Genomic DNA, 21,442 nt, shown 5'->3' with positions numbered 1-21,442 from the left:
TTAGTCTGCCAGCTCCAGAATTCGCGCCACCAGCTCAGAGAAACTCATCCCTGCCTGGCGAGCTGCCATGGGTACCAGGCTGTGGCTGGTCATGCCCGGCGCCGTATTTACCTCAAGCAGATAAAATGCACCGTCGCTATCCTGCATGACATCCACGCGCCCCCATCCGCTACATCCCAATATCTGCCAGGCACGGCGCGCCAAATCACGTAATTCCGCTTCGCGGTTGTCGTTCAGCCCCGCCGGACAGAAGTACTGCGTGTCATCCGATAAATACTTCGCTTCGTAATCATAAAAAACGCCCGCTGGCTGAATGCGGATTGAGGGCAGGATCTCCTCGCCCAACACGGCGACGGTATATTCCGGCCCGCTTAGCCATTTTTCCACCAACACGTCATCATCGTGCTCGAAAGCCAGTTCGAGCGCGGCGGGCAGCGCATCAGCACTGTCAACTTTAGACATCCCAACGCTTGAACCTTCGCGGCTCGGCTTAACAATAACCGGCATACCCAATGCGGCCAGACGTAGCGCTGCGGCGGTTAAGCGCAACCGAGGGCGCCACCGGTAACCCCGCACCTTGCCACAGCAGCTTAGTCCGTAATTTATCCATCGTAATGGACGATGCCATCACACCGCTGCCGGTATAGGGTAAGCCAAGATATTCCAACATCCCTTGCAGCGTACCGTCTTCACCGCCGCGTCCGTGTAACGCGATAAAAACCTTATCAAATCCCTCTTCTTTCAGGCCGGTCACTGGAACTTCACGCGGGTCAATAGCGTACGCATCAAACCCCGCTTCGCGCAGCCCCGCTAACACTGCGCTTCCTGACTGTAACGACACTTCACGCTCTGCGGAAGTTCCGCCCAGCAGCACAGCAATTTTATCCGCCATGGCGTTCGTCCTCTTCAGTGTGGGAGCGTAATTGATTTTCGGCCAGTTTTTTTGCAATTTTGCCGACGTTCCCGGCACCTTGCACCAGGATTAAGTCATTTCCGTTCAACACAGGTGCCAGCATTTCTGCCACCTGTTCGGTGTCCGGCACCAAAATAGGATCCACTTTACCGCGAGCGCGGATCGTGCGGCATAGCGCCCTGCTGTCGGCGCCGGGAATCGGCGCTTCGCCCGCCGGGTAAACATCAAGCATTAATAATGTATCGACCTGAGATAAAACATTGGCGAAATCGTCATAGAGATCGCGCGTGCGCGTATAGCGGTGCGGCTGAAATACCATAACCAGATTTTTATCCGGCCAGCCTGCGCGGGCCGCTTTAATGGTGGCGTCTACTTCCGTCGGATGATGACCGTAATCGTCCACCAGCATCGCGCTACCGTCTTTCCCGTTAACCTCATCCAGCGCGTATTCACCCAGGAAATCGAAGCGGCGCCCCGTCCCCTGAAAACTTTCCAGCGCACGTAATATAGCTGCGTCATCGATGCCTTCTTCCGTCGCCACCGCAACCGCCGCCGCCGCGTTAAGCGCATTGTGACGGCCTGGCGCATTCAAACACACGCGCAAAGCAGGCTTACCGTGACGCACCAGGGTAAATAACCCCTGTGCGCCGCGCTGCTGATAATCTTCAATACGCACATCAGCATCTTCACTAAAGCCGTAGGTCGTAATCTGGCGGCCAACCTGCGGCAGCAGTTCGCGAATCACACCGTCGTCGACGCACATCACGGCGCGCCCATAAAAAGGCAAGTTGTGTAAAAAGCTGATAAATGTCTGCTTCAGGTTTTCAAAATCGCCCTGATAGGTATCCATGTGATCGGCTTCAATATTTGTCACAATAGAGACCATCGGCTGCAGATGTAAAAATGACGCATCGCTTTCATCTGCTTCGGCTATTAAATAGCGGCTATTCCCAAGCCGGGCATGCGTGCCGGCCGACTTTACCAGGCCACCATTCACAAATGTCGGATCCAGCCCGGCCTCGGCGTAAATATTCGCGACCATCGCCGTAGTCGTCGTTTTACCGTGCGTCCCTGCCACGGCAATGCCGTAGCGAAAGCGCATGAGTTCAGCCAGCATTTCCGCACGGCGAATAACGGGAATACGTAGCTCATGCGCAGCGACAATCTCCGGGTTCTCCATTGAAATTGCCGTGGAAACCACGACAACGCTCGCATCGCGCACATTTTCAGGGCGATGATTGAAATAAATCGTTGCGCCAAGCTCAGACAACTGCTGCGTCACGGGGTTAGGCGCCAAATCAGACCCGCTGATTTGATAGCCTTCATTCGCCAGCACTTCGGCGATGCCGCCCATGCCAGCACCGCCAATGCCAACGAAATGGATATGTCGCACGCGACGCATTTCGGGGACAATAGAACGCAGTTTCGCCAGTTGTTGTGTATTCATGCTTTAATCCGGGCCTTCGCCCTCAACTCTTTATTACCTGGGGCGCAATATGGCGCCCGCAAAAAAATCATGCGTTACCTGCGGCACTGATTACCGCATTAGCAACCCGCTGCGTCGCATCGGGTATAGCCGCCGCGCGCGCTTTAATCGCCATTTCCAATAGCACTGGCCGCGTCCAGCCAGACAAGACATCCACCGCGGCCTGAGCGGAAAACTGCGGCTGTTCGAGGATCTGCGCCGCGCCTGCTTTCTCCAGCGGCAGCGCATTCCAGTACTGCTGGCGATCTTTATGCTGGAATGGGACAAACAGCGCCGGCAGGCCTGCCGCCGCAACCTCACTTACCGTTAGCGCGCCGGAACGACACACCACCACATCGGCCCAGGCGTAGGCTGCCGCCATATCATCAATAAATTCCGTCACTTTGTGTTCAGGCTGCCCCACCTCAGCGTAGGCCTGTTCAACGCTCCGCTGAGCGCCTTTGCCGGTCTGGTGCCAAATCGTAATACGTTCGCCCAGCGCTGCCGCTACCTGCGGCAGCGTTTGATTTAAAATGCGTGCGCCCTGTGAACCGCCAATAACCAGCACGCGCACCGGCCCTTCACGGCCCGCCAGGCGATCTTCGGGAGGAGCGAGCGCCAGCACATCTTCACGCACCGGATTGCCAACCGTCGCAGCACCGGGAAACGCGCCGGGAAAGGCCTGCAAAACCGTGGTCGCGATTTTAGACAGCCATTTATTGGTTAACCCGGCAATACCATTTTGCTCATGCAGCACCACGGGAATACCGAGAGACCATGCGGCCAGGCCACCGGGGCCGGAAACATATCCCCCCATGCCTAACACCGCATCCGGCTGAAAGTTTTTCATAATGCGGCGCGCCTGGCGCCAGGCATTGAAAATACGCCAGGGCGCCAAAAGCAGCGCTTTAACGCCTTTGCCACGCAGCCCTGAGATGCGAATAAAATCAATCTCAATGCCGTGGCGAGGCACCAACTCGGCTTCCATTCGGTCTGCGGTACCAAGCCAGCGGACTTGCCAGCCCTGCGCCATGAGCGCATGCGCAACCGCAAGCCCCGGGAAAACGTGACCGCCCGTGCCACCGGCCATAACCATCAGTCGCCGCGTCATCGTGCGCTCCTTGTCACCGCCTGCGCTTTTGTCAGGCGCGTTTCGTAATCAATTCTCAACAGCATCATAATTGCCGTCGACATAATCAGCAGGCTAGAACCACCGTAGCTAATCAGCGGCAACGTAAGCCCCTTCGTCGGCAGCATACCTGCCGCCGCGCCCACATTAACCAGCGCCTGAAAGCTAAACCAAATTCCGATGGAACACGCGAGGAAGCCGGAGAACCGATGATCGATTTCCAGTGCTTTACGTCCAATAGACATCGCCCGAAAAGCGACGAAGAATACCATTAATAGCGCTAATACCACACCGATATATCCCAGTTCCTCGCCAATAATGGCGAAGATAAAGTCGGTATGCGCTTCGGGTAAATACTCCAGCTTTTGAATTGAGTTCCCGAGCCCTTGCCCCCACAGTTCGCCGCGTCCAAACGCCATTAGCGATTGCGTAAGCTGGTAACCGCTACCAAAAGGGTCATCCCAGGGATTCCAGAATGAGGTCACGCGGCGCATACGATAAGGCTCAGCCAAAATCAGTAATATTACGGCGACGATGCCCATTCCAATAATTGCCAAAAACTGCCACAGCTTTGCGCCCGCAAGAAACAGCATCGCCAGAGTGGTGACAAACAGTACCACCACCGTACCCAGGTCGGGCTGCGCCAGCAGTAGAATAGCCATGATAAGAATAACGCCCATCGGCTTTAAGAAGCCGCGCAGGTTATTGCGCACTTCATCTACTTTACGCACCAGGTAATTCGCCAGGTAGCAAAAAAGCGATAGTTTGGAGAATTCAGCGGGCTGAATACGCAGTGGCCCTAACGAAATCCAGCGCGAAGCCCCGTTTACCGAACTGCCGACGACCAGCACAATCAGCAGCATAACAATAGAGGCCAGCAGCATCGGCGCGCTATAGCGCTGCCAGAAGGTCATCGGCAATCGCAGCGTAATCAGCGCCAGCAAAAAGGCCAAAATGAGATACAGCCCGTCGCGTTTAGCAAACAAGAAGGGATCATTTGCCAGACGCTGCCCTACCGGCATGGAGGCGGATGTCACCATTATGAACCCGATTGCAGCCAGCCCAAGCGTTAGCCATAGCAGAGTGCGATCGTATAAAGCCATGCTGTTAGCATCAGCCTCACGCGACCCCATTACCCAGCTTTTTATAGCCGTTGCCAACCATGCCAGAATAAACATCCCGGGGATGCGCGGAATTCGAAAACGGGGCAGGGTCAACCGCATTAGCCTAGCTCCTTCGCTAACGCAGTAAAACAATCGCCGCGCTGTTCAAAGTTCTTAAACTGATCGAGGCTCGCGCAGGCAGGCGATAGTAGCACCGTATCACCCGGCTGAACGCGCTGAGCAATACGCTGCATCGCCTGTTCCAGCGTCTCGGTTAATTCCGCGTTATCCGGGCTTAGCGCGGCCAGTTCGGCGCCATCACGTCCAAAACAGTACAGGCGAACGCGCTCTGTTTGAACATACGGGGCTAGCGGAGAAAAATCCGCCGCTTTACCATCACCGCCAAGCAGCAAATGCAGCGTACCATCCACCTGCAGGCCGTTGAGCGCAGCTTCGGTGCTACCGACATTCGTCGCCTTAGAATCATTAATCCAGCGCACGCCGTTACGCATTAGCGCCAGCTGGAAGCGATGCGGCAGGCCGGTAAACGTAGTTAATGCTTTCAGACTGCTGGCACGCGGTAAATGCACCGCATCCGCCAGCGCCAGCGCGGCCAGCGCATTGGTGTAATTATGCTGGCCCGTTAAATGCATTTCGTTAACGTTGAGGATTTTTTCTCCCGCCACCCGCAGCCAGGTATCTCCCTGCTGATGATTAAGATGATAATCCCCGAAATCTACGCCAAAGCTAACGCAGCGCGCGTCTGCGCCGCGTGCGGGCATGCTCAGTGCATCATCCGCATTGACAACGCAGACCTGAGCTTCTTCATAGATACGCAGTTTCGCCGCCCGGTATTGCTGTAATCCAAGCGGGTAACGATCCATATGATCTTCTGAGATATTCAATACCGTTGCCGCTGCGGCCCGCAGGCTGTACGTTGTTTCAAGCTGAAAACTGGACAATTCGAGAACATAAAGCTCGCGGGCAGGATCAAGCAGCATTAATGCGGGCAGGCCTATGTTTCCGCCTACGCCGACATTAACGCCAGCGGCCTGCGCCATTTCGCCCACCAGCCGGGTAACGGTGCTTTTGCCGTTAGACCCGGTGATCGCGACAATCGGTGCCTGTGCTTCCCGACAAAACAGCTCAATATCGCCTACGATTTCAATCCCGGACGCGGCCGCATTGGCTAAAGCCGGCGTCGACAGCGCAATGCCCGGACTGGCAACAATCAAATCGGCTTCTTGCAGCCATTCCTCATTCAGGCTGCCGGTGTGGCAGGCTACGCTGTCCGGCAGTTTATCCAGACCGGCGGGCGAAACTCGGGTATCCATAACGCGGGGAATCACCCCGCGCTCCAGGAAGAATGTCACGCAAGAAAGGCCGGTGAGCCCCAACCCTATGATGACAACCTTTTTACCCTGATAATCCGCCATATTAACGTACCTTCAGCGTGGCCAGCCCGATCAGGACCAGCATCAGCGAAATAATCCAGAAGCGCACAATGACGCGCGGCTCAGGCCAACCTTTGAGTTCATAGTGGTGATGAATGGGTGCCATGCGGAAGATGCGCTGCCCGCGCAGCTTAAACGACCCAACCTGGAGAATCACCGAGAGGGTTTCGACAACGAATACGCCCCCCATAATCACCAGCAAAAACTCTTGACGCAGCAGCACTGCGATAATGCCTAAAGCACCGCCCAGAGCCAGCGAACCAACATCGCCCATAAACACCTGCGCAGGATAGGTGTTAAACCATAAAAACCCCAGCCCGGCGCCCACTATCGCGGTACACACAATCACTAGCTCACCGGCATGTCGTAAATAAGGGATATGCAGATAGCTGGCGAAATTCATATTGCCGGTAGCCCAAGCTACCAGCGCGAAACCGGATGCCACTAAAACCGTCGGCATAATCGCCAGGCCGTCCAGGCCATCGGTCAAGTTCACGGCGTTACCGGTGCCAACAATGACAAAATAGGCCAGTAAAATGTAAAAAATACCGAGCTGAGGCATCACGTCTTTAAAGAACGGCACCACCAGTTCCGTAGCCGGCGTGTCCTTCCCGGTGATATACAGCATGAAGGCAACGGCCAGCGCAATCACCGACATCCAGAAGTATTTCCAGCGTGCAATTAACCCTTTGGTATCTTTACGCACCACTTTGCGATAATCGTCGACAAACCCAACGATGCCGTAGCCCACCAGCACGAATAGCACGCACCAGACATAGGGATTCGATGGATAGGCCCACATTAAAACGGAGATAACAATTGAGGTCAGGATCATCAGCCCACCCATCGTAGGCGTTCCCCGTTTACTAAAATGCGATTCCGGCCCGTCGTTACGCACCACCTGCCCGAAAGAAAGCTCCTGCAGGCGAGCAATCAAGCGTGGCCCCATCCACAAAGAGATAAACAGGGCCGTCAGCAGGCTGACAATGGCGCGAAACGTCAAATATGAAAAGACGTTAAAGCCGGAATAGTATTTGACCAGATGCTCGGCCAGCCAGACTAGCATGTCCCCTTCTCCTGTAATGCTTGCACAACCTGCTCCATGGCGGCGCTACGTGAACCTTTTACTAAAATGGTCATTATTGGATGTTCTTGAAGTAGTGTTTTTAATCGAGCAACAAGCTCAGGCTTATCGGTGTAATGCTCACCCGCACCGCTGGCCTCGCTAATATGCCGGCTTAACGCCCCCACGCTTAGTACGCAATCCAGCCCTGCGGCTCGCGCCGCCTCGCCGACCTGCGTATGGCAAGACGCACTCTCTGCTCCCAGTTCCGCCATGTCTCCGACAACCAGAACGCGATAGCCCGGCATTTCAGACAGCACCTGAACCGCCGCAGTCATAGAGCCGACATTTGCGTTGTAGGAATCATCCAGCAGCAGTTGGTTTTCTGATAATGGAATAGGGAATAGTCGCCCGGGAACCGCCTGTAGACCTGCAAGCCCCGCCTGAATTGCGGTTAATGGCGCATCGACGGCCGTGGCTAATGCAGCGGCGGCAAGCGCATTCGCAATATTGTGTCGCCCGGGCAGTGGCAGTAAAACATTAACCTCTCCCCGCGGCGTGCACAGCGTGAATTGTGTACCACGGTTGGTCACATGAATATTCGTCGCCGTAAAGTCGCTCACATTATCGTTAGCAGAAAAACGCCAGACCCGACGATCGCCAATAATGCTCTGCCAGTTCAGCCAGTCATTATTATCCGCATTCAGGATAGCGGTACCGTTTTGCGACAAACCGCTGAAAATTTCGCCCTTCGCTTTCGCCACGCCCGCCAAAGAGCCAAACCCCTCTAAGTGAGCGGCTGCCAGGTTATTGACCAGAGCCGCCTCCGGGCGCGTTAGCCCCACGGTCCAGGCGATTTCGCCCTGATGATTCGCCCCCAGTTCAATCACCGCATACTGATGCGATGGCGTAAGTCGCAGCAGCGTCATCGGTACGCCAATATCATTATTGAGGTTACCGGCGGTATACAGCGTATTACCGCACTGGTTTAAGATGGCTGCGGCCATCTCTTTAACAGAGGTTTTTCCTGAGGAGCCCGTTAAAGCGACGATGCGGGCAGGCATTTGTCGACGCACCCACGCCGCCAGCTCACCGAATGCCAGGCGCGTATCATGCACTACAATTTGCGGCAGCGCGCAGTCCAGACGCCTGCTGACTAATAGCGCGCCAGCGCCGCCGGCTTTTGCCTGTTCAGCAAAATCGTGCGCATCAAACCGCTCGCCCTTTAACGCCACGAACAGGCAGCCCGGCGTTAGGTGCCGGGAATCCGTTGTTACTGCGTCAAACTCCCCCGCAGCGCCAATATGTTCACCGTTTACGATTTCGGCCAATTGCGCATATGAAATGCGGATCATGCGAGCCTCCCTAACAGACGCGCGACCGTTACGCGATCGGAGTAATCCAGGCGCCGCGTACCGACAATCTGATAATCTTCGTGCCCTTTTCCGGCTATCAGAACCACATCATCAGCATCAGCCTGCATCACGGCGTTGGTGACAGCCTCCGCCCGGCCTGCAACCACATACGCCATGCCAGTATCCATCATGCCAGCGAGAATATCGTTAACTATGGCGCGCGGGTCTTCAGTACGCGGGTTATCATCGGTAACAACAACAACATCCGCACACTCTTCAGCGATTGCGCCCATTAACGGACGTTTACCTTTATCGCGATCGCCGCCGCACCCAAATACGCACCATAAACGCCCCGTACAGTGTAATCGCGCGGCATCAAGCGCTTTTTGCAAAGCATCCGGGGTATGAGCGTAGTCAACGACAACGGTAGGTTTGCCCGGCACGCTAAAAACTTCCATCCGTCCGCAAACCGGCTGCAAGCGCGGCGCCACAGCGAGTAAATCATTCAGGGGATAGCCCAGCGCCAGCAGCGTCGCCAGTGCTAACAGGAGATTGCTCACATTGAACGCGCCCATCAGACCGCTTTCAATAGTGCCCTCTCCCCAACTTGATGCGAAATGAATCGTCGCGCCGCTGTCGTGATAATGCACCGCCGTGGCTTTTAGCCAGCGACCGTGGCTATCCGTATGACTGTAGTTTTCCATCGTAACGGCCACCGCATCGGGCAGTTTCTCAAGCCACCGGCGTCCGACTTCATCATCCGCATTAATGATTGCCTGCCCGTACTGATGCTCGGAAAAGAGCAACCATTTTGCAGACTCATAGTGGGCCATGTCGCCGTGGTAATCGAGATGGTCGCGACTAAGATTAGTAAATACAGAGGCGGAGAAACGCAGCGCCGCGACCCGATGCTGCACCAGGCCGTGAGAGGAAACTTCCATTGCGGCAAAACTGGCGCCTTTTGCGGCCAGCCCGGCCAGCATTTGCTGGACGTCCACCGCGGAGCCGGTGGTATTTTCCGTTGGAACAACGTGCCCCAGCAGCCCGTTTCCTACAGTGCCCATTACCGCGCTGGTTTCGCCAAGTAACTGCGCCCACTGCGCCAGCAACTGGCTGGTGGTGGTTTTTCCATTCGTGCCGGTTACAGCAACCAGACGTAAACGCTCCGAAGGCTGCTGATAAAATCGGCCCGCCAGTGCGGAAAGCCGTTCGTGTAGCTGCTCCAGATAAATCACCGGAACACCGTGCATCTCACGGATTTCACCGTCGCGGGCTTCATCCTGCGCCTCTGCCACTATGGCGGAAACGCCTTGCGCGATGGCCTGCGGGATAAACCGCCGTCCATCCGCCTGGTGCCCTTTTAGCGCGACGAAGAGATCGCCAGCAGCCGCAGCCCGGCTATCCAGCGTCATCTCCCGCAATGTCCGCTCCGGTACGCCAGGTACCCACGGAGCGAGAAGGTCGCGCAAATTACGATCTGCCACCTGTTTTCTCACCTTGATTAATCACAAATTCATTTTTATTTGCCGCCGTCAGCGCGTCAGGCTCTACGTTCATCGTGCGTAGAACGCCACCCATGATTGCGCCAAACACCGGCGCAGAGACGGCACCGCCGTAATACTTACCTGCCTGTGGATCGTTTATCACCACCACCAGCGCAAAACGCGGGTTACTGGCTGGAGCAACGCCTGCGGTATAAGCAATGTATTTATTGATGTAGTGCCCGTCCGGCCCTACTTTTTTTGCCGTACCGGTTTTTATTGCGATGCGATAACCTTTAATTGCCGCCTTCACGCCGCCGCCGCCTGGCAATGCCACGCTTTCCATCATGTGCACCACGGTGCGCACAATCGACTCAGGGAAAATACGTTCGCCGGGAACGGGCGGATCAACTTTCGTAATTGAGAGCGGACGATAAATGCCATAACTGCCGATTGTCGCGTAGACTCGCGCTAATTGTAACGGCGTTACCATTAGCCCATAGCCAAAAGAGAAGGTGGCCCTCTCTATGTCAGACCACCGTTGTTTTGTTGGAAATAAGCCACTGCGTTCTCCGACCAACCCCAAATTGGTCGATTTTCCCAGTCCAAAACGTGAGTAAGTCTCTACCAACGCTGAGGAGGGCATCGCTAACGCCAGTCTGGAAACACCGACGTTACTCGACTTCTGTAGAACCCCGGTCAGGGTCAATTCGCTATAGCGTGCGACATCTTTAATTTCATGGCCGTTAATCCGGTACGGCACTGTATTCAACACACTATTTTCGCGCACCACATTACGCTGTAGCGCGGTCATCACCACCATAGGTTTTACGGTGGAGCCGGGCTCAAAAACATCAGTAATCGTGCGGTTACGCATCGCTTCTTTTGGCGTACTCGCCAGCTTATTTGGGTTGTAAGATGGACTATTCGCCATTGCCAACACCTCGCCGGTATTGACATCTACCAGCACGGCACTCCCCGATTCTGCTTTGTTAAAAGCAACGGCGTTGCTCAGCTCACGATAGACCTGGGCCTGAAGCCGCTCATCAATACTTAGCGTCAAATTATGCGCCGCCTGACTGTCGGTTGACGAGATATCTTCAATAACACGCCCATAGCGGTCTTTTCGGACAATGCGCTCGCCGGGGCGCCCGGTCAGCCATTTATCAAAACTTTTCTCAACCCCTTCAATCCCCTGGCTATCCACATTTGTGAAACCAATAAGATGTGACGTCACCTCGCCTGAGGGATAAAATCGGCGCGATTCTTTACGCAGATGGATGCCAGGCAATTTAAGTTTCTTAATATATTCGCCAATATCGGGGTCAACCTGGCGGGCCAGATAAATAAACCGCCCGCGCGGATTGGCGCTCACCCGCGCCGCAAGTTGATCCAGCGGCAGGTTTAAAGCGTCGGACAGAGCTTTCCAGCGATTATCCAGCGTTACGCCGCCAGCGGCCGTGAGTTCTTTAGGATCTGCCCAAATCGCGCTAACGGGCACGGAGACCGCTAAAGGACGCCCGGCGCGATCGGTTATCATACCGCGCGATGTGGCAACTTCCTGCACGCGCAGCGAACGCATATCTCCCTGGCGCACCAGCATATCCGGATTGATGATTTGCAGCCAGGCCGCACGCCCTAACAAAAGCCCCAAAGCCAGAAGAATACAGCCGCACAGCAGCGCAAAACGCCAGCCAATAAAATTAGCATGCCCGTCCTGACGTTTAGTTTTTAGCGATTTCGCCGCTGCTTTCATTATTTACAATATTCCTTAACTGGCTAATTTCTTTTAGGATTATTTCTGTACGACTATATTGTCCTGCGAAGGATCGACGTGCTGCATATGCAATTTCTCGGTTGCAGTACGCTCAATGCGGCTATGCGCCCCAAGCCAGTTTTCTTCGAGAATAAGATTGCGCCATTCAATATCCAGCGCATCGCGCTCCAGCACCATTTGTTCCCGCTGCGCCGTAAGCAAGCGCGTATGATGGGCGGTAGTAATAACAAAAATTGCGGTAATGACAATGGCGATAAAGAGAAAGCAGGGTACTTTGCCGTAGCGCAGCAGATCGCTGCCAATTACCCCCGGCAGCGCATGGCGTTCGTTACTGCCAATAGAACCGGTCAGTTTTCCAAGATGCGCCGCCAGCTTACCAATCATGCATCAGTCCTTTCAGCAATTCGCAGTACTGAGCTGCGCGCCCGCGGGTTTTCGTTAATCTCTGCTTCACCGGGCTTTAATTTGCCAAGGCTTTTTAACTGCCGGCCTCCCATTTCCCGTAGCTGGACCTCTGTCATCGGCAGTCCGGCCGGAACCTGTGGGCCGCGGCTGGACTCACGCATGAAGCGTTTTACCAGTCTATCTTCCAGCGAGTGAAAGCTGATTACCGATAACCTTCCGCCCGGAGCCAGCACGTCTAGCGCGCTTTTCAGCGCCATCTCAATTTCATCAAGCTCACTGTTCACCCAAATACGAACCGCCTGAAAAGTGCGGGTTGCAGGGTGTTTGAATTTGTCTTTAATCGGGGTCGCCGCAGCCACAACCGCTGCCAGCTCGCGGGTGCGCGTCATGGGCGCTTCGCGATTACGCTCAACGATCGCGCGAGCGATACGTTTGGCGAAACGTTCTTCACCAAACGTTTTTAATACCCATGCAATATCGCTTTCGTCTGCGGTTTGTAGCCACTGGGCCGCAGACTGACCACGACCGGGGTCCATACGCATATCTAGCGGGCCATCGCGCATAAATGAAAAACCGCGCTCAGGATCGTCAAGCTGGGGGGAGGAAACGCCAAGATCCAGCAAAATGCCGTCTATCTTTCCCGTTAACTGACGTTCATGCATATAGTCGCCGAGCGCAGAAAAAGGGCCATGAATAATGGAAAATCGGGGGTCTTCAATAGCCTCTGCCGCAGCAATGGCCTGTGGATCGCGATCGATAGCGATCAGGCGTCCTTTCTCTCCCAGCCGGGAGAGAATAAGACGAGAATGACCGCCTCGCCCGAAAGTACCGTCGATATAGATACCCTCTTTGCGGATATTTAGCCCGTTGACGGCTTCATCAAGCAGTACCGTTGTATGTTTCAAACATTCCATCATCATTAAAGTGATAAATCCTGCAGGCGCTCTGATAGCGCATCGGCAGAGCGTTGCTCTGCATCAATATCTTCCGTAACCTGTTGGTGCCAGGTCGTTTCATCCCACAGTTCAAACTTATTGAACTGGCCAACCAGCATTACTTCTTTTGTTAAACCCGCATGCTGCCTTAGTACTGGCGCCAGCAGTAGTCGCCCGGCGCTATCCATCTGACATTCACTGGCGTGACCAAGCAACAGCCGCTGCACGCGCCGCTCCGCGGGATTCATGCTTGAAAGACGAGACAGCTTATGTTCAATAATTTCCCACTCCGGGAGCGGGTAAAGCAGCAGGCATGGATGATGAATATCAATGGTACAGACCATTTGACCGGACGCGGCTTCGACGAGCTTTTCCCGATACCGGGTCGGCACCGCAAGGCGCCCTTTGCCATCGAGATTGACTAATGTAGCCCCACGGAACATGCCAGCCTCACCCTCTCATAATCCTTTTCTCCACTTTACCCCACAAATTCCCACATAAAAGAGTTTACGGAGCGGAGGAAAACCTTGTCAAGAAAACCCCGGCACGTTCTCAAGTAAAAAAATGCATCAAAGGAGGTTAAACAGACCAGGATTTTTCCATCAGGGAGTTCATTTAAAATTAACGTTCTGAATATTTGCAGAAAAATTAAAAGTGATGGTATGAGAGTCGCTGAGAGCATTAACAAAAAATAAAAAAATATAATACCTCAGGTTTGCGACGCGACCGGCATTTTAGGGCAATTCCCCCCGCAGGGACAGCGGAATTGCTGGCGCAGGTGCCAGGGATTAGAAAATTAGTGTGATGAATAGAATACGATGGCTTTAACGCACTTCAATATTCCATATTCGTCAAAGTGATGCAGGAAAAATAAAATATTTCATTACCAAAATGAATGAAAATGCAGTAGAACTTTACACAACCGCTGGTTATTTTTTAAAACAACATTGTTTGTTTTTAATCCACAAAGACAGATTTATCTTATTTCAAAAGGCGGCACGACGCCGCCCTGAATATTTATCGACGGCTTAAATTCCCCCGACGGGAAAGATTCCTGCGAATACGCGTCATACCCGGTTTCGGTTTTTTAGGCTCATCCAGGCTTGCCAGCACCAGTTCAAGAACCCGCTCAGCCACGTCCCGGTGACGCTGTGCTACCGCCAAAACCGGGCACTGGAGAAAATCCAAAAGTTCGTTATCGCCGAATGTGGCAATCGCTAAATTAGAGGGAAGCTGCCCCTCTTTACGTAAAGCGACGTCCATCACCCCCTGAAGCAGTGCAAACGAGGTGGTAAATAACGCCTGTGGCATAGGGTTATCCTGCAACCAGCGTTCAAAAACCGCGCCTGCCGCCTCGCGCTCATAGCTGTCAGCATATAAAAATTGCACTGTGCGAGCGTCTTCTTTCCAGGCATCCCGGAAGCCTTGCTCACGTAAAAAGCTGACGGAAAGTTCCGGTAATGCCCCTAAATACAGCACGTTTTCCCCGGGAAACTTACGCAACTCTTGCGCCAGCGCTTCAGCATCTTCCCGATCTGCGCCCACGACGCTAATAAAATGTTCGCGATCGAGCGCGCGATCCAGAGCAATAATAGGGAAAGTTCCACCGGCCCAGCGCTGATAAAAAGGGTGCTCCGGAGGAAGGGAAGTAGATACAATGATCGCATCGACCTGGCGCTGTAAAAGATGCTCCACACAGCGCATTTCATTATCCGGCTGATCCTCTGAACAAGCGATAAGCAACTGGTAACCGCGCTGACGCGCCTGACGCTCCAGATAATTCGCAATCCGTGTATAGCTGGTATTTTCTAAATCCGGAATAACAAGGCCTATTGAGCGAGTGCGGCCTGCCCGCAGCCCGGCGGCGACGGCATTTGGGTGATAATTATGTTCACGCACCACCGCCATTACTTTCTCGACGGTTTTATCGCTAACGCGATACTGTTTTGCCTTGCCATTAATGACATAACTCGCCGTGGTGCGAGAAACACCGGCCAGGCGCGCGATTTCATCCAGTTTCACACTTACCTCTTCATAAATCGGTTTAATGATAGCTCAGGCGATGACCGGCTACCTTGCAATAACCAGACGCTCATTAAGGGTATATCAATATGCATATCGATGCAGAATAATAACCGGAGCGGCGCTCTTCAAAGTAGATTATTCCCGATTTCAAAAATTCTATCGGGCGTTAGCGCGTTCGGCTCGCTTATTTCTCCCGCCACGCGGGTATAGCCAAGCAAAGCGTCACCGCTCGCCTGCCGTTTCCCTTTAAAAAAGCGCACTAAATCACTTATCTGAGCCATTGCTTACTGCCTCAGACTAACCTTTCAAAATCCAGGTTGCGCCCAGGCTGGTCACCAGCCCGCAGCGCAGAGAGTTATTTTTGGCAAGTGATGATGTGAGGGAAAAATGAGGTTTTCTCACCGCGCAGAAGATTACCGTACTTCACAATGAACGTCTGTGAACGCCGTCAAACCGACGCTAACGCATTATCTTTTCTCCGCGCGCCAGCCCGACCACGCCTGAACGGGCAACCTCAACAATCTTTGCTGTATCTCTGACCGTAGCCAGGAAGGCATCAAGCTTATCGCTGGTTCCCGCAAGTTGAACGGTATAAAACGCGGGCGTGACATCAATAATCTGCCCACGGAAAATTTCGGTATTGCGTTTAACTTCTTCACGCCCATAACCGCTTGCCTGAAGTTTAACTAGCATAATTTCACGCTCCACGTGCGCGCCCTGCCCCAGTTCGCTAACACGCAGTACATCCACCAGCTTGTGAAGCTGCTTTTCAATTTGTTCGAGCACTTTTTCATCACCGACGGTCTGAATAGTCATACGTGACAGCGTTGGATCATCCGTCGGCGCTACCGTTAAACTTTCAATGTTATAGCCACGCTGAGAGAACAGCCCGATAACGCGCGACAGCGCCCCCGATTCGTTTTCCAGTAATACAGACAATATCCGGCGCATAATCAGGTCCTCTCCGTTTTACTTAACCACATTTCATCCATTCCACCTCCGCGAATTTGCATCGGGTAAACGTGTTCTCCGCCATCCACCATCACATCGACGAAAACCAGGCGCCCTTCGCGCACCTGCGCCAGAGCCTGACTCATGCGGTCATCCAGTTGGTCGGGACGCTCAATTAAAATACCCACGTGCCCATACGCCTCTGCCAGACGGACAAAATCAGGCAAAGAAGCCATATAAGATTGAGAATGACGCCCGGAGTAAAGGATGTCCTGCCACTGCTTTACCATGCCCAAATAGCGATTATTTAGATTTAAAACCAGAACCGGCAGACGATACTGCAGCGCAGTAGACAGCTCCTGTATATTCATCTGGATACTGCCGTCGCCGGTCACACAAACAACGGTTTCATCCGGTAGCGCAAGTTTCACGCCCAGCGCGGCAGGTAAACCGAATCCCATCGTGCCGAGGCCTCCTGAATTAATCCAGCGTCGCGGCTTATCAAATGTGTAATGCAGCGCAGCAAACATTTGATGCTGCCCGACATCAGAAGTAACCCAGGCATCCCCTTTCGTCAGACGATATAGCGTCTGAATTACCGCCTGGGGTTTTATGGTTTCGCCATCATCACGGTAATTGAGACAGCGCCGTGCTCGCCACTGCTCAATGCGCTGCCACCAGTCGCGAATATCATCCAGCGGCTGCGCAGGCAGCGCCTCCTGGTGAGACATTTCCAGCATTTGTGCTAAAACCTGCCGCGCATCCCCTACGATAGGAATATCCGCCGCTACCGTTTTCGATATGGAGGCTGGATCAATATCAATATGTAATACCGTGGCATCCGGGCAATACTTCGCCAGGTTATTTGTGGTTCGATCGTCAAATCGTACGCCGACGGCAAAAATAACGTCCGCATGATGCATCGCCATATTCGCCTCATAGGTACCATGCATACCGAGCATGCCCAGCGCCTGGCGATGGCTGCCCGGAAATACGCCCAGCCCCATGAGCGATGTGGTCACAGGAAGATTAAACCGCTCCGCCAGCGTTTGTAACTCCCGGTGACAGCCAGCGCTAATCGCACCGCCGCCGGTATAAATGACCGGTCTTTTCGCCGCAATTAATGTACTTAATGCGCGCTTAATCTGGCCTTTGTGGCCCTGGGTGGTTGGGTTATATGAACGCATACTAACCGCATCCGGCCACAGATAGGGCAATTTATGCGCCGGGTTCAAAATATCTTTCGGTAAATCCACCACTACCGGGCCGGGGCGCCCGCTGGCGGCCAGCCAAAATGCTTTTTTCAGCATCGTAGGAATATCCTCAGCCTGCTTTACCAGAAAGCTGTGCTTCACCACCGGGCGCGAAATCCCGACCATATCGCACTCCTGAAAGGCGTCATAACCAATCAGTGAGGTTGCTACCTGCCCGGAAAGCACCACCAGCGGTACAGAGTCCATATAGGCGGTGGCAATCCCGGTAATGGCATTCGTTGCTCCTGGGCCAGAAGTCACCAACACGACCCCAACCCGGCCCGTCGCCCGCGCCAGCCCATCAGCCATATGAACCGCGGCCTGCTCGTGGCGCACCAGCACGTGATCGATACCGCCGACGGTATGCAGCGCATCATAAATATCCAGCACCGCGCCACCGGGATAACCAAACACTTGCCTAACGCCCTGGTCGATAAGCGAACGCACGACCATCTCTGCTCCTGACAACATCTCCATTACTTGCCTCCAGGCTCACTATTTTGGCTTAAGACGCGTTAAATATGTTCGCGTAACGCAAAGACGGACTCCCCCGCCTTTTTAAGGCGATACAGATTCTTAACATAACCGTTGAAAATGTGGCAGGCAACGCATGGAAAAAGCGATAACAGCCAGAAACAGAAGGGATATTAGGGAGTTATTGAGGCAAATTCCGAGCAAAGTACCAAACATAAAAAAACCTCAGTCCATAAATTTTATTTAATCGTCAAAAAACAGGATGAAATTCAATTTATGGCTGATGAATTAAATGCAGATAAACGCCCGGTTTGAAATAGTATAAAAATCTAAAACAATTTAATAAATCAGTGTAAAAGAAGGCACAGGTAGCACTTAATGATTGCGTACCATTAACGCTGGCAAATACTGACCAACGTATCCTTCATCCACTGATATCCCTTATCGCGCTCCAGCGTTTCTGACCATGCCAGATAAGCCGTGCGCTGATTGACTCTTAAGGGCAGCGGCAATGCTTTAATTCCCAGGCTTTCAGAAAAATTATCCGCCAGCCAGCGTGGTACGATAGCGACTAAATCCGTTTGCGATACCACATTTAGCGCACTGGTCAATGCCATACTTTGGCAGGCCACCGCCGCGCGTTTTTCCGATGTGTCATACCACGGCATACTAAAAGAAGCAAAACGGTCAAGAGCGACCACAGCGTGCTGCTCTCGATAAATATCACGCTCTCGTTTTAGATTATTTATTCTTGGATGATGGTTATTACACACTAATACCATTTCATCGCTAAATAGTGGAATATTGGTAAAGTCATGACGAAAGAACTCATCATAGCCAATTACAAAACCTAATTTCTGGCAATGAACAGAGTCATCAATATCCTGTTCCAGCGATGAAGTAAAAAATAAATTAACGTGCGGTGCAGCTTTTTGAATCTGGTTAAAAATTATTGAGGTTAAAAGATTATCCAGTGGGCTACTTACGCACAAATTAAACGCTCTATCGCTGCTTTGAGGATCGAATAATGCCCCAGGCAATTCATCCTGAATCAACTTAAGCGCCTGTCGAACCGAGCCAAACAAACTCCATGCTCTGGAAGTCGGCTGGATCCCACGCCCGCGACGCACAAATAGTTCATCGCCAAACATAACCTTCAGGCGCGCCACTGCGTTACTCACCGCAGGCTGAGACATGCCCAACATCTGCGCCGCGCGAGTAATATTTTGTAATTGCATTACGGCGTCAAATACGGTCAGTAAATTCAAATCAACCATCCGCAAATGCGGCATAACATTTTCGCTGGTGTTTGAATAACTCACCTGCTCTTCAGACATATGTGTTTCCATAAACTCCTTTTCCGCTGACGCCAGCGCAAATAATTCCCTGTACTAAGTCGATACTGGCAATATGCAGATTCGCTGAACACCCAATATAATAACGACTATCAAAACAAACAGGGGAAATAGATTTCCACCACCCAGTTTATACAAGTGATAACCCAATAAGATTACCCCGGAGATCACACCATAAATTTGAGCTCGGCACAATTCATTCATGTAATAAATAACACTTCAAATATTCTTAAAAAAGCATTCAAATAGTCGGAAAGTACAAGTTAAATTAAAATAATATTAATTCACCCCTCATTTTTATCTTTATTAAGAAGCAAAACCATTAAAGGGCATTAAAAAACAACGAGATACCCTCACAAACCCATAGCAACTTCATTTATTTATGATAATGCAAAACCTAAAGCTGAATTAATCTTAATCTTCAGAATATTATTCTAAAATAATATTGCTCCGGATATGACGCCCACACAGATAAAATTCCACGTAGTATTTGACAGCGCAGCGCATATCCAGTACCACTTAATACATCGTAAAAATTCATGTAAGGTCTGTTTCATGTTCTTAATGTCTCTCCTACTCAGCCTACTACTAATCGCCTTCACTGTGCGCGGCAGCAGGCTGGACGGAGCCGGACGATAGAACAAGCTCCCCAGACCAGAAACCCGCGCCGCTGCGCGGGTTTTTTTATGCTCGCAGCGCGGCGCCTTCGACATCCATAAGGATTTAACCATGAGCCAGCAGCAAGTTATTATTTTCGATACCACATTGCGCGATGGAGAACAGGCTTTACAGGCAAGCCTGAGCGTAAAAGAAAAACTGCAAATCGCCCTGGCGCTGGAGCGTATGGGTATCGATGTCATGGAAGTCGGCTTTCCAGTTTCCTCCCCCGGCGATTTCGAATCCGTTCAAACAATAGCCAGAAATATAAAACACAGCCGCGTCTGCGGGCTGGCGCGCTGCGTCGAAAAAGATATTGATGCCGCCGCCGAGGCTCTGCGCGCCGCTGACGCTTTCCGTATTCATACCTTCATTGCGACTTCACCAATGCACATCGCGACTAAACTGCGCAGCACGCTGGATGAAGTCATCGAGCGCGCGGTGTATATGGTCAAACGCGCACGTAACTACACCGATGACGTCGAATTCTCCTGCGAAGACGCCGGTCGCACGCCACCGGAGGATTTAGCCCGTGTCGTAGAAGCTGCTATTCGAGCAGGTGCCACCACGGTCAATATCCCCGATACCGTGGGATATACCACCCCGGTTGAATACGGCGGCATTATTACTTCCCTGTTTGAACGCGTGCCGAATATCGATAGCGCCATCATTTCTATACACACCCACGACGATTTAGGTATGGCAACAGGAAACGCCATCACCGCCGTTCAGGCTGGCGCCCGTCAAATCGAGGGGACCCTGAACGGCCTCGGTGAGCGGGCCGGTAATTGCGCGCTGGAAGAGGCAATCATGGCCATTAAAGTACGCGGCGCCGCTATGGGCGGGCTGTATACCAATATTCATCATCAGGAAATCTGGCGCACCAGCCAGACGGTAAGCCAAGTGTGCAGTATGCCTATCTCCGCCAATAAGGCCATCGTTGGCAGTAACGCCTTTGCGCACTCATCGGGTATTCATCAGGACGGCGTCCTGAAAAATCGCGAAAACTACGAAATCATGACGCCGGACGCAATCGGCCTGAATCAAATACAACTGAACCTGACCTCCCGCTCAGGGCGCGCCGCGGTCAAACATCGCATGGAAGAAATGGGCTATCAGGAAGCCGATTACGACCTGGATCAGCTATACGACGCTTTCCTGAAACTGGCGGATAAGAAAGGCCAGGTTTTTGACTATGACCTGGAAGCACTGGCATTCATCAACAAACAGCAGGAAGAACCGGAACACTATCGGCTGGAATACTTCAGCGTGCAATCCGGCACCAGCGCGCTGCCGACGGCCTCGGTAAAACTGGCGTGCGGCAACGCCGTTATTTCAGAAGCAGCGACGGGGAACGGCCCGGTGGATGCCGTTTATCAGGCAATCAATCGCATTACCGATTACAACATTGAGCTAGTCAACTACCAGTTAGGCGCCAAAGGCCACGGCAGAAATGCGCTGGGCCAGGTCAACATTGTCGCCAACTATAACGGAAGGCGCTTTCACGGCGTAGGGCTGGCCACAGATATCGTCGAGTCGTCGGCAAAAGCAATGATTCACGTACTGAATAATATCTGGCGCGCCGCCGAGGTCGAAAAGGCGTTACAGCACAAACAAATCAAAGAAGCTAACCAGGAAACCGTGTGA

Annotated in this window: 17 protein-coding genes and 1 pseudogene; 1 reads left to right on the top strand and 17 read right to left on the bottom strand. The window is 52.8% G+C overall.

What is annotated here, in order from left to right; genetic code table 11:
• The 17 genes and pseudogenes from SFA31_RS07105 to leuO form a co-directional block, all read right to left on the bottom strand.
• Positions 1–892: pseudogene (locus SFA31_RS07105) on the bottom strand (D-alanine--D-alanine ligase).
• Positions 882–2,360: a UDP-N-acetylmuramate--L-alanine ligase gene (murC, locus tag SFA31_RS07100; protein WP_322837349.1), complete on the bottom strand. Its 1,479-nt coding sequence runs from the start codon at positions 2,358–2,360 to the stop codon at positions 882–884. The pseudogene SFA31_RS07105 and the gene murC overlap by 11 nt, the downstream one beginning before the upstream one ends.
• 67 nt (positions 2,361–2,427) lie before the next feature.
• Entirely contained in the window at positions 2,428–3,489 is a 1,062-nt protein-coding gene (murG, locus tag SFA31_RS07095) for an undecaprenyldiphospho-muramoylpentapeptide beta-N-acetylglucosaminyltransferase (protein ID WP_322837348.1), read from the bottom strand.
• Positions 3,486–4,730: a cell division protein FtsW gene (gene ftsW, locus SFA31_RS07090; protein WP_322837347.1), complete on the bottom strand. Its 1,245-nt coding sequence runs from the start codon at positions 4,728–4,730 to the stop codon at positions 3,486–3,488. The genes murG and ftsW overlap by 4 nt, the downstream gene beginning before the upstream one ends.
• A complete protein-coding gene (gene murD / locus SFA31_RS07085) occupies positions 4,730–6,046 on the bottom strand; it encodes a UDP-N-acetylmuramoyl-L-alanine--D-glutamate ligase (protein WP_322837346.1) in 1,317 nt (438 codons plus the stop codon). Before murD ends, ftsW begins: the two co-directional genes overlap by 1 nt.
• A gap of 1 nt (position 6,047) precedes the next feature.
• Complete coding sequence (gene mraY, locus SFA31_RS07080; protein ID WP_322837345.1) at positions 6,048–7,130, bottom strand: phospho-N-acetylmuramoyl-pentapeptide-transferase; 1,083 nt, start codon at positions 7,128–7,130, stop codon at positions 6,048–6,050.
• On the bottom strand, positions 7,124–8,482 hold the full coding sequence (murF, locus tag SFA31_RS07075; protein WP_322837344.1) for a UDP-N-acetylmuramoyl-tripeptide--D-alanyl-D-alanine ligase: 1,359 nt from the start codon (positions 8,480–8,482) through the stop codon (positions 7,124–7,126). The genes mraY and murF overlap by 7 nt, the downstream gene beginning before the upstream one ends.
• The gene (gene murE, locus SFA31_RS07070; RefSeq protein ID WP_322837343.1) at positions 8,479–9,966 is read right to left on the bottom strand and encodes a UDP-N-acetylmuramoyl-L-alanyl-D-glutamate--2,6-diaminopimelate ligase; all 1,488 of its coding nucleotides are present in this window, start codon (positions 9,964–9,966) and stop codon (positions 8,479–8,481) included. The genes murF and murE overlap by 4 nt, the downstream gene beginning before the upstream one ends.
• Positions 9,953–11,719, bottom strand: a complete 1,767-nt coding sequence (locus SFA31_RS07065; RefSeq protein WP_322837342.1) for a peptidoglycan glycosyltransferase FtsI — start codon at positions 11,717–11,719, stop codon at positions 9,953–9,955. Before SFA31_RS07065 ends, murE begins: the two co-directional genes overlap by 14 nt.
• A 39-nt stretch (positions 11,720–11,758) precedes the next feature.
• Positions 11,759–12,124, bottom strand: coding sequence for a cell division protein FtsL (gene ftsL / locus SFA31_RS07060; protein WP_322837341.1), 366 nt, complete (start codon positions 12,122–12,124; stop codon positions 11,759–11,761).
• Positions 12,121–13,062, bottom strand: a complete 942-nt coding sequence (gene rsmH, locus SFA31_RS07055) for a 16S rRNA (cytosine(1402)-N(4))-methyltransferase RsmH (protein WP_322839322.1) — start codon at positions 13,060–13,062, stop codon at positions 12,121–12,123. Before rsmH ends, ftsL begins: the two co-directional genes overlap by 4 nt.
• Positions 13,063–13,064: 2 nt before the next feature.
• Entirely contained in the window at positions 13,065–13,523 is a 459-nt protein-coding gene (gene mraZ, locus SFA31_RS07050; protein ID WP_322837340.1) for a division/cell wall cluster transcriptional repressor MraZ, read from the bottom strand.
• 574 nt (positions 13,524–14,097) lie between these two features.
• Positions 14,098–15,102, bottom strand: coding sequence for a catabolite repressor/activator (cra, locus tag SFA31_RS07045; protein WP_322837339.1), 1,005 nt, complete (start codon positions 15,100–15,102; stop codon positions 14,098–14,100).
• A gap of 128 nt (positions 15,103–15,230) precedes the next feature.
• On the bottom strand, positions 15,231–15,386 hold the full coding sequence (locus tag SFA31_RS07040; RefSeq protein WP_322837338.1) for a hypothetical protein: 156 nt from the start codon (positions 15,384–15,386) through the stop codon (positions 15,231–15,233).
• A gap of 178 nt (positions 15,387–15,564) precedes the next feature.
• Positions 15,565–16,056 carry an acetolactate synthase small subunit gene (gene ilvN, locus SFA31_RS07035; RefSeq protein ID WP_322837337.1) on the bottom strand — a complete coding sequence of 164 codons (492 nt, stop codon included), beginning with the start codon at positions 16,054–16,056 and terminating at the stop codon, positions 15,565–15,567.
• A gap of 2 nt (positions 16,057–16,058) precedes the next feature.
• A complete protein-coding gene (gene ilvI / locus SFA31_RS07030; RefSeq protein WP_322837336.1) occupies positions 16,059–17,786 on the bottom strand; it encodes an acetolactate synthase 3 large subunit in 1,728 nt (575 codons plus the stop codon).
• A 389-nt stretch (positions 17,787–18,175) separates the two neighbouring features.
• Entirely contained in the window at positions 18,176–19,120 is a 945-nt protein-coding gene (leuO, locus tag SFA31_RS07025; protein ID WP_322839321.1) for a transcriptional regulator LeuO, read from the bottom strand.
• Positions 19,121–19,867: 747 nt separating this feature from the next.
• Between leuO and leuA the strand changes: the two genes are divergently transcribed.
• Positions 19,868–21,442, top strand: coding sequence for a 2-isopropylmalate synthase (leuA, locus tag SFA31_RS07020; protein ID WP_322837335.1), 1,575 nt, complete (start codon positions 19,868–19,870; stop codon positions 21,440–21,442).

It is taken from the genome of Erwinia sp. HR93 (assembly GCF_034555055.1).
Lineage (GTDB): Bacteria > Pseudomonadota > Gammaproteobacteria > Enterobacterales > Enterobacteriaceae > Apirhabdus > Apirhabdus apintestini.
Note: the sequence above shows the minus strand (reverse complement) of the source record. Positions and strands in the feature narration are given on the sequence as shown.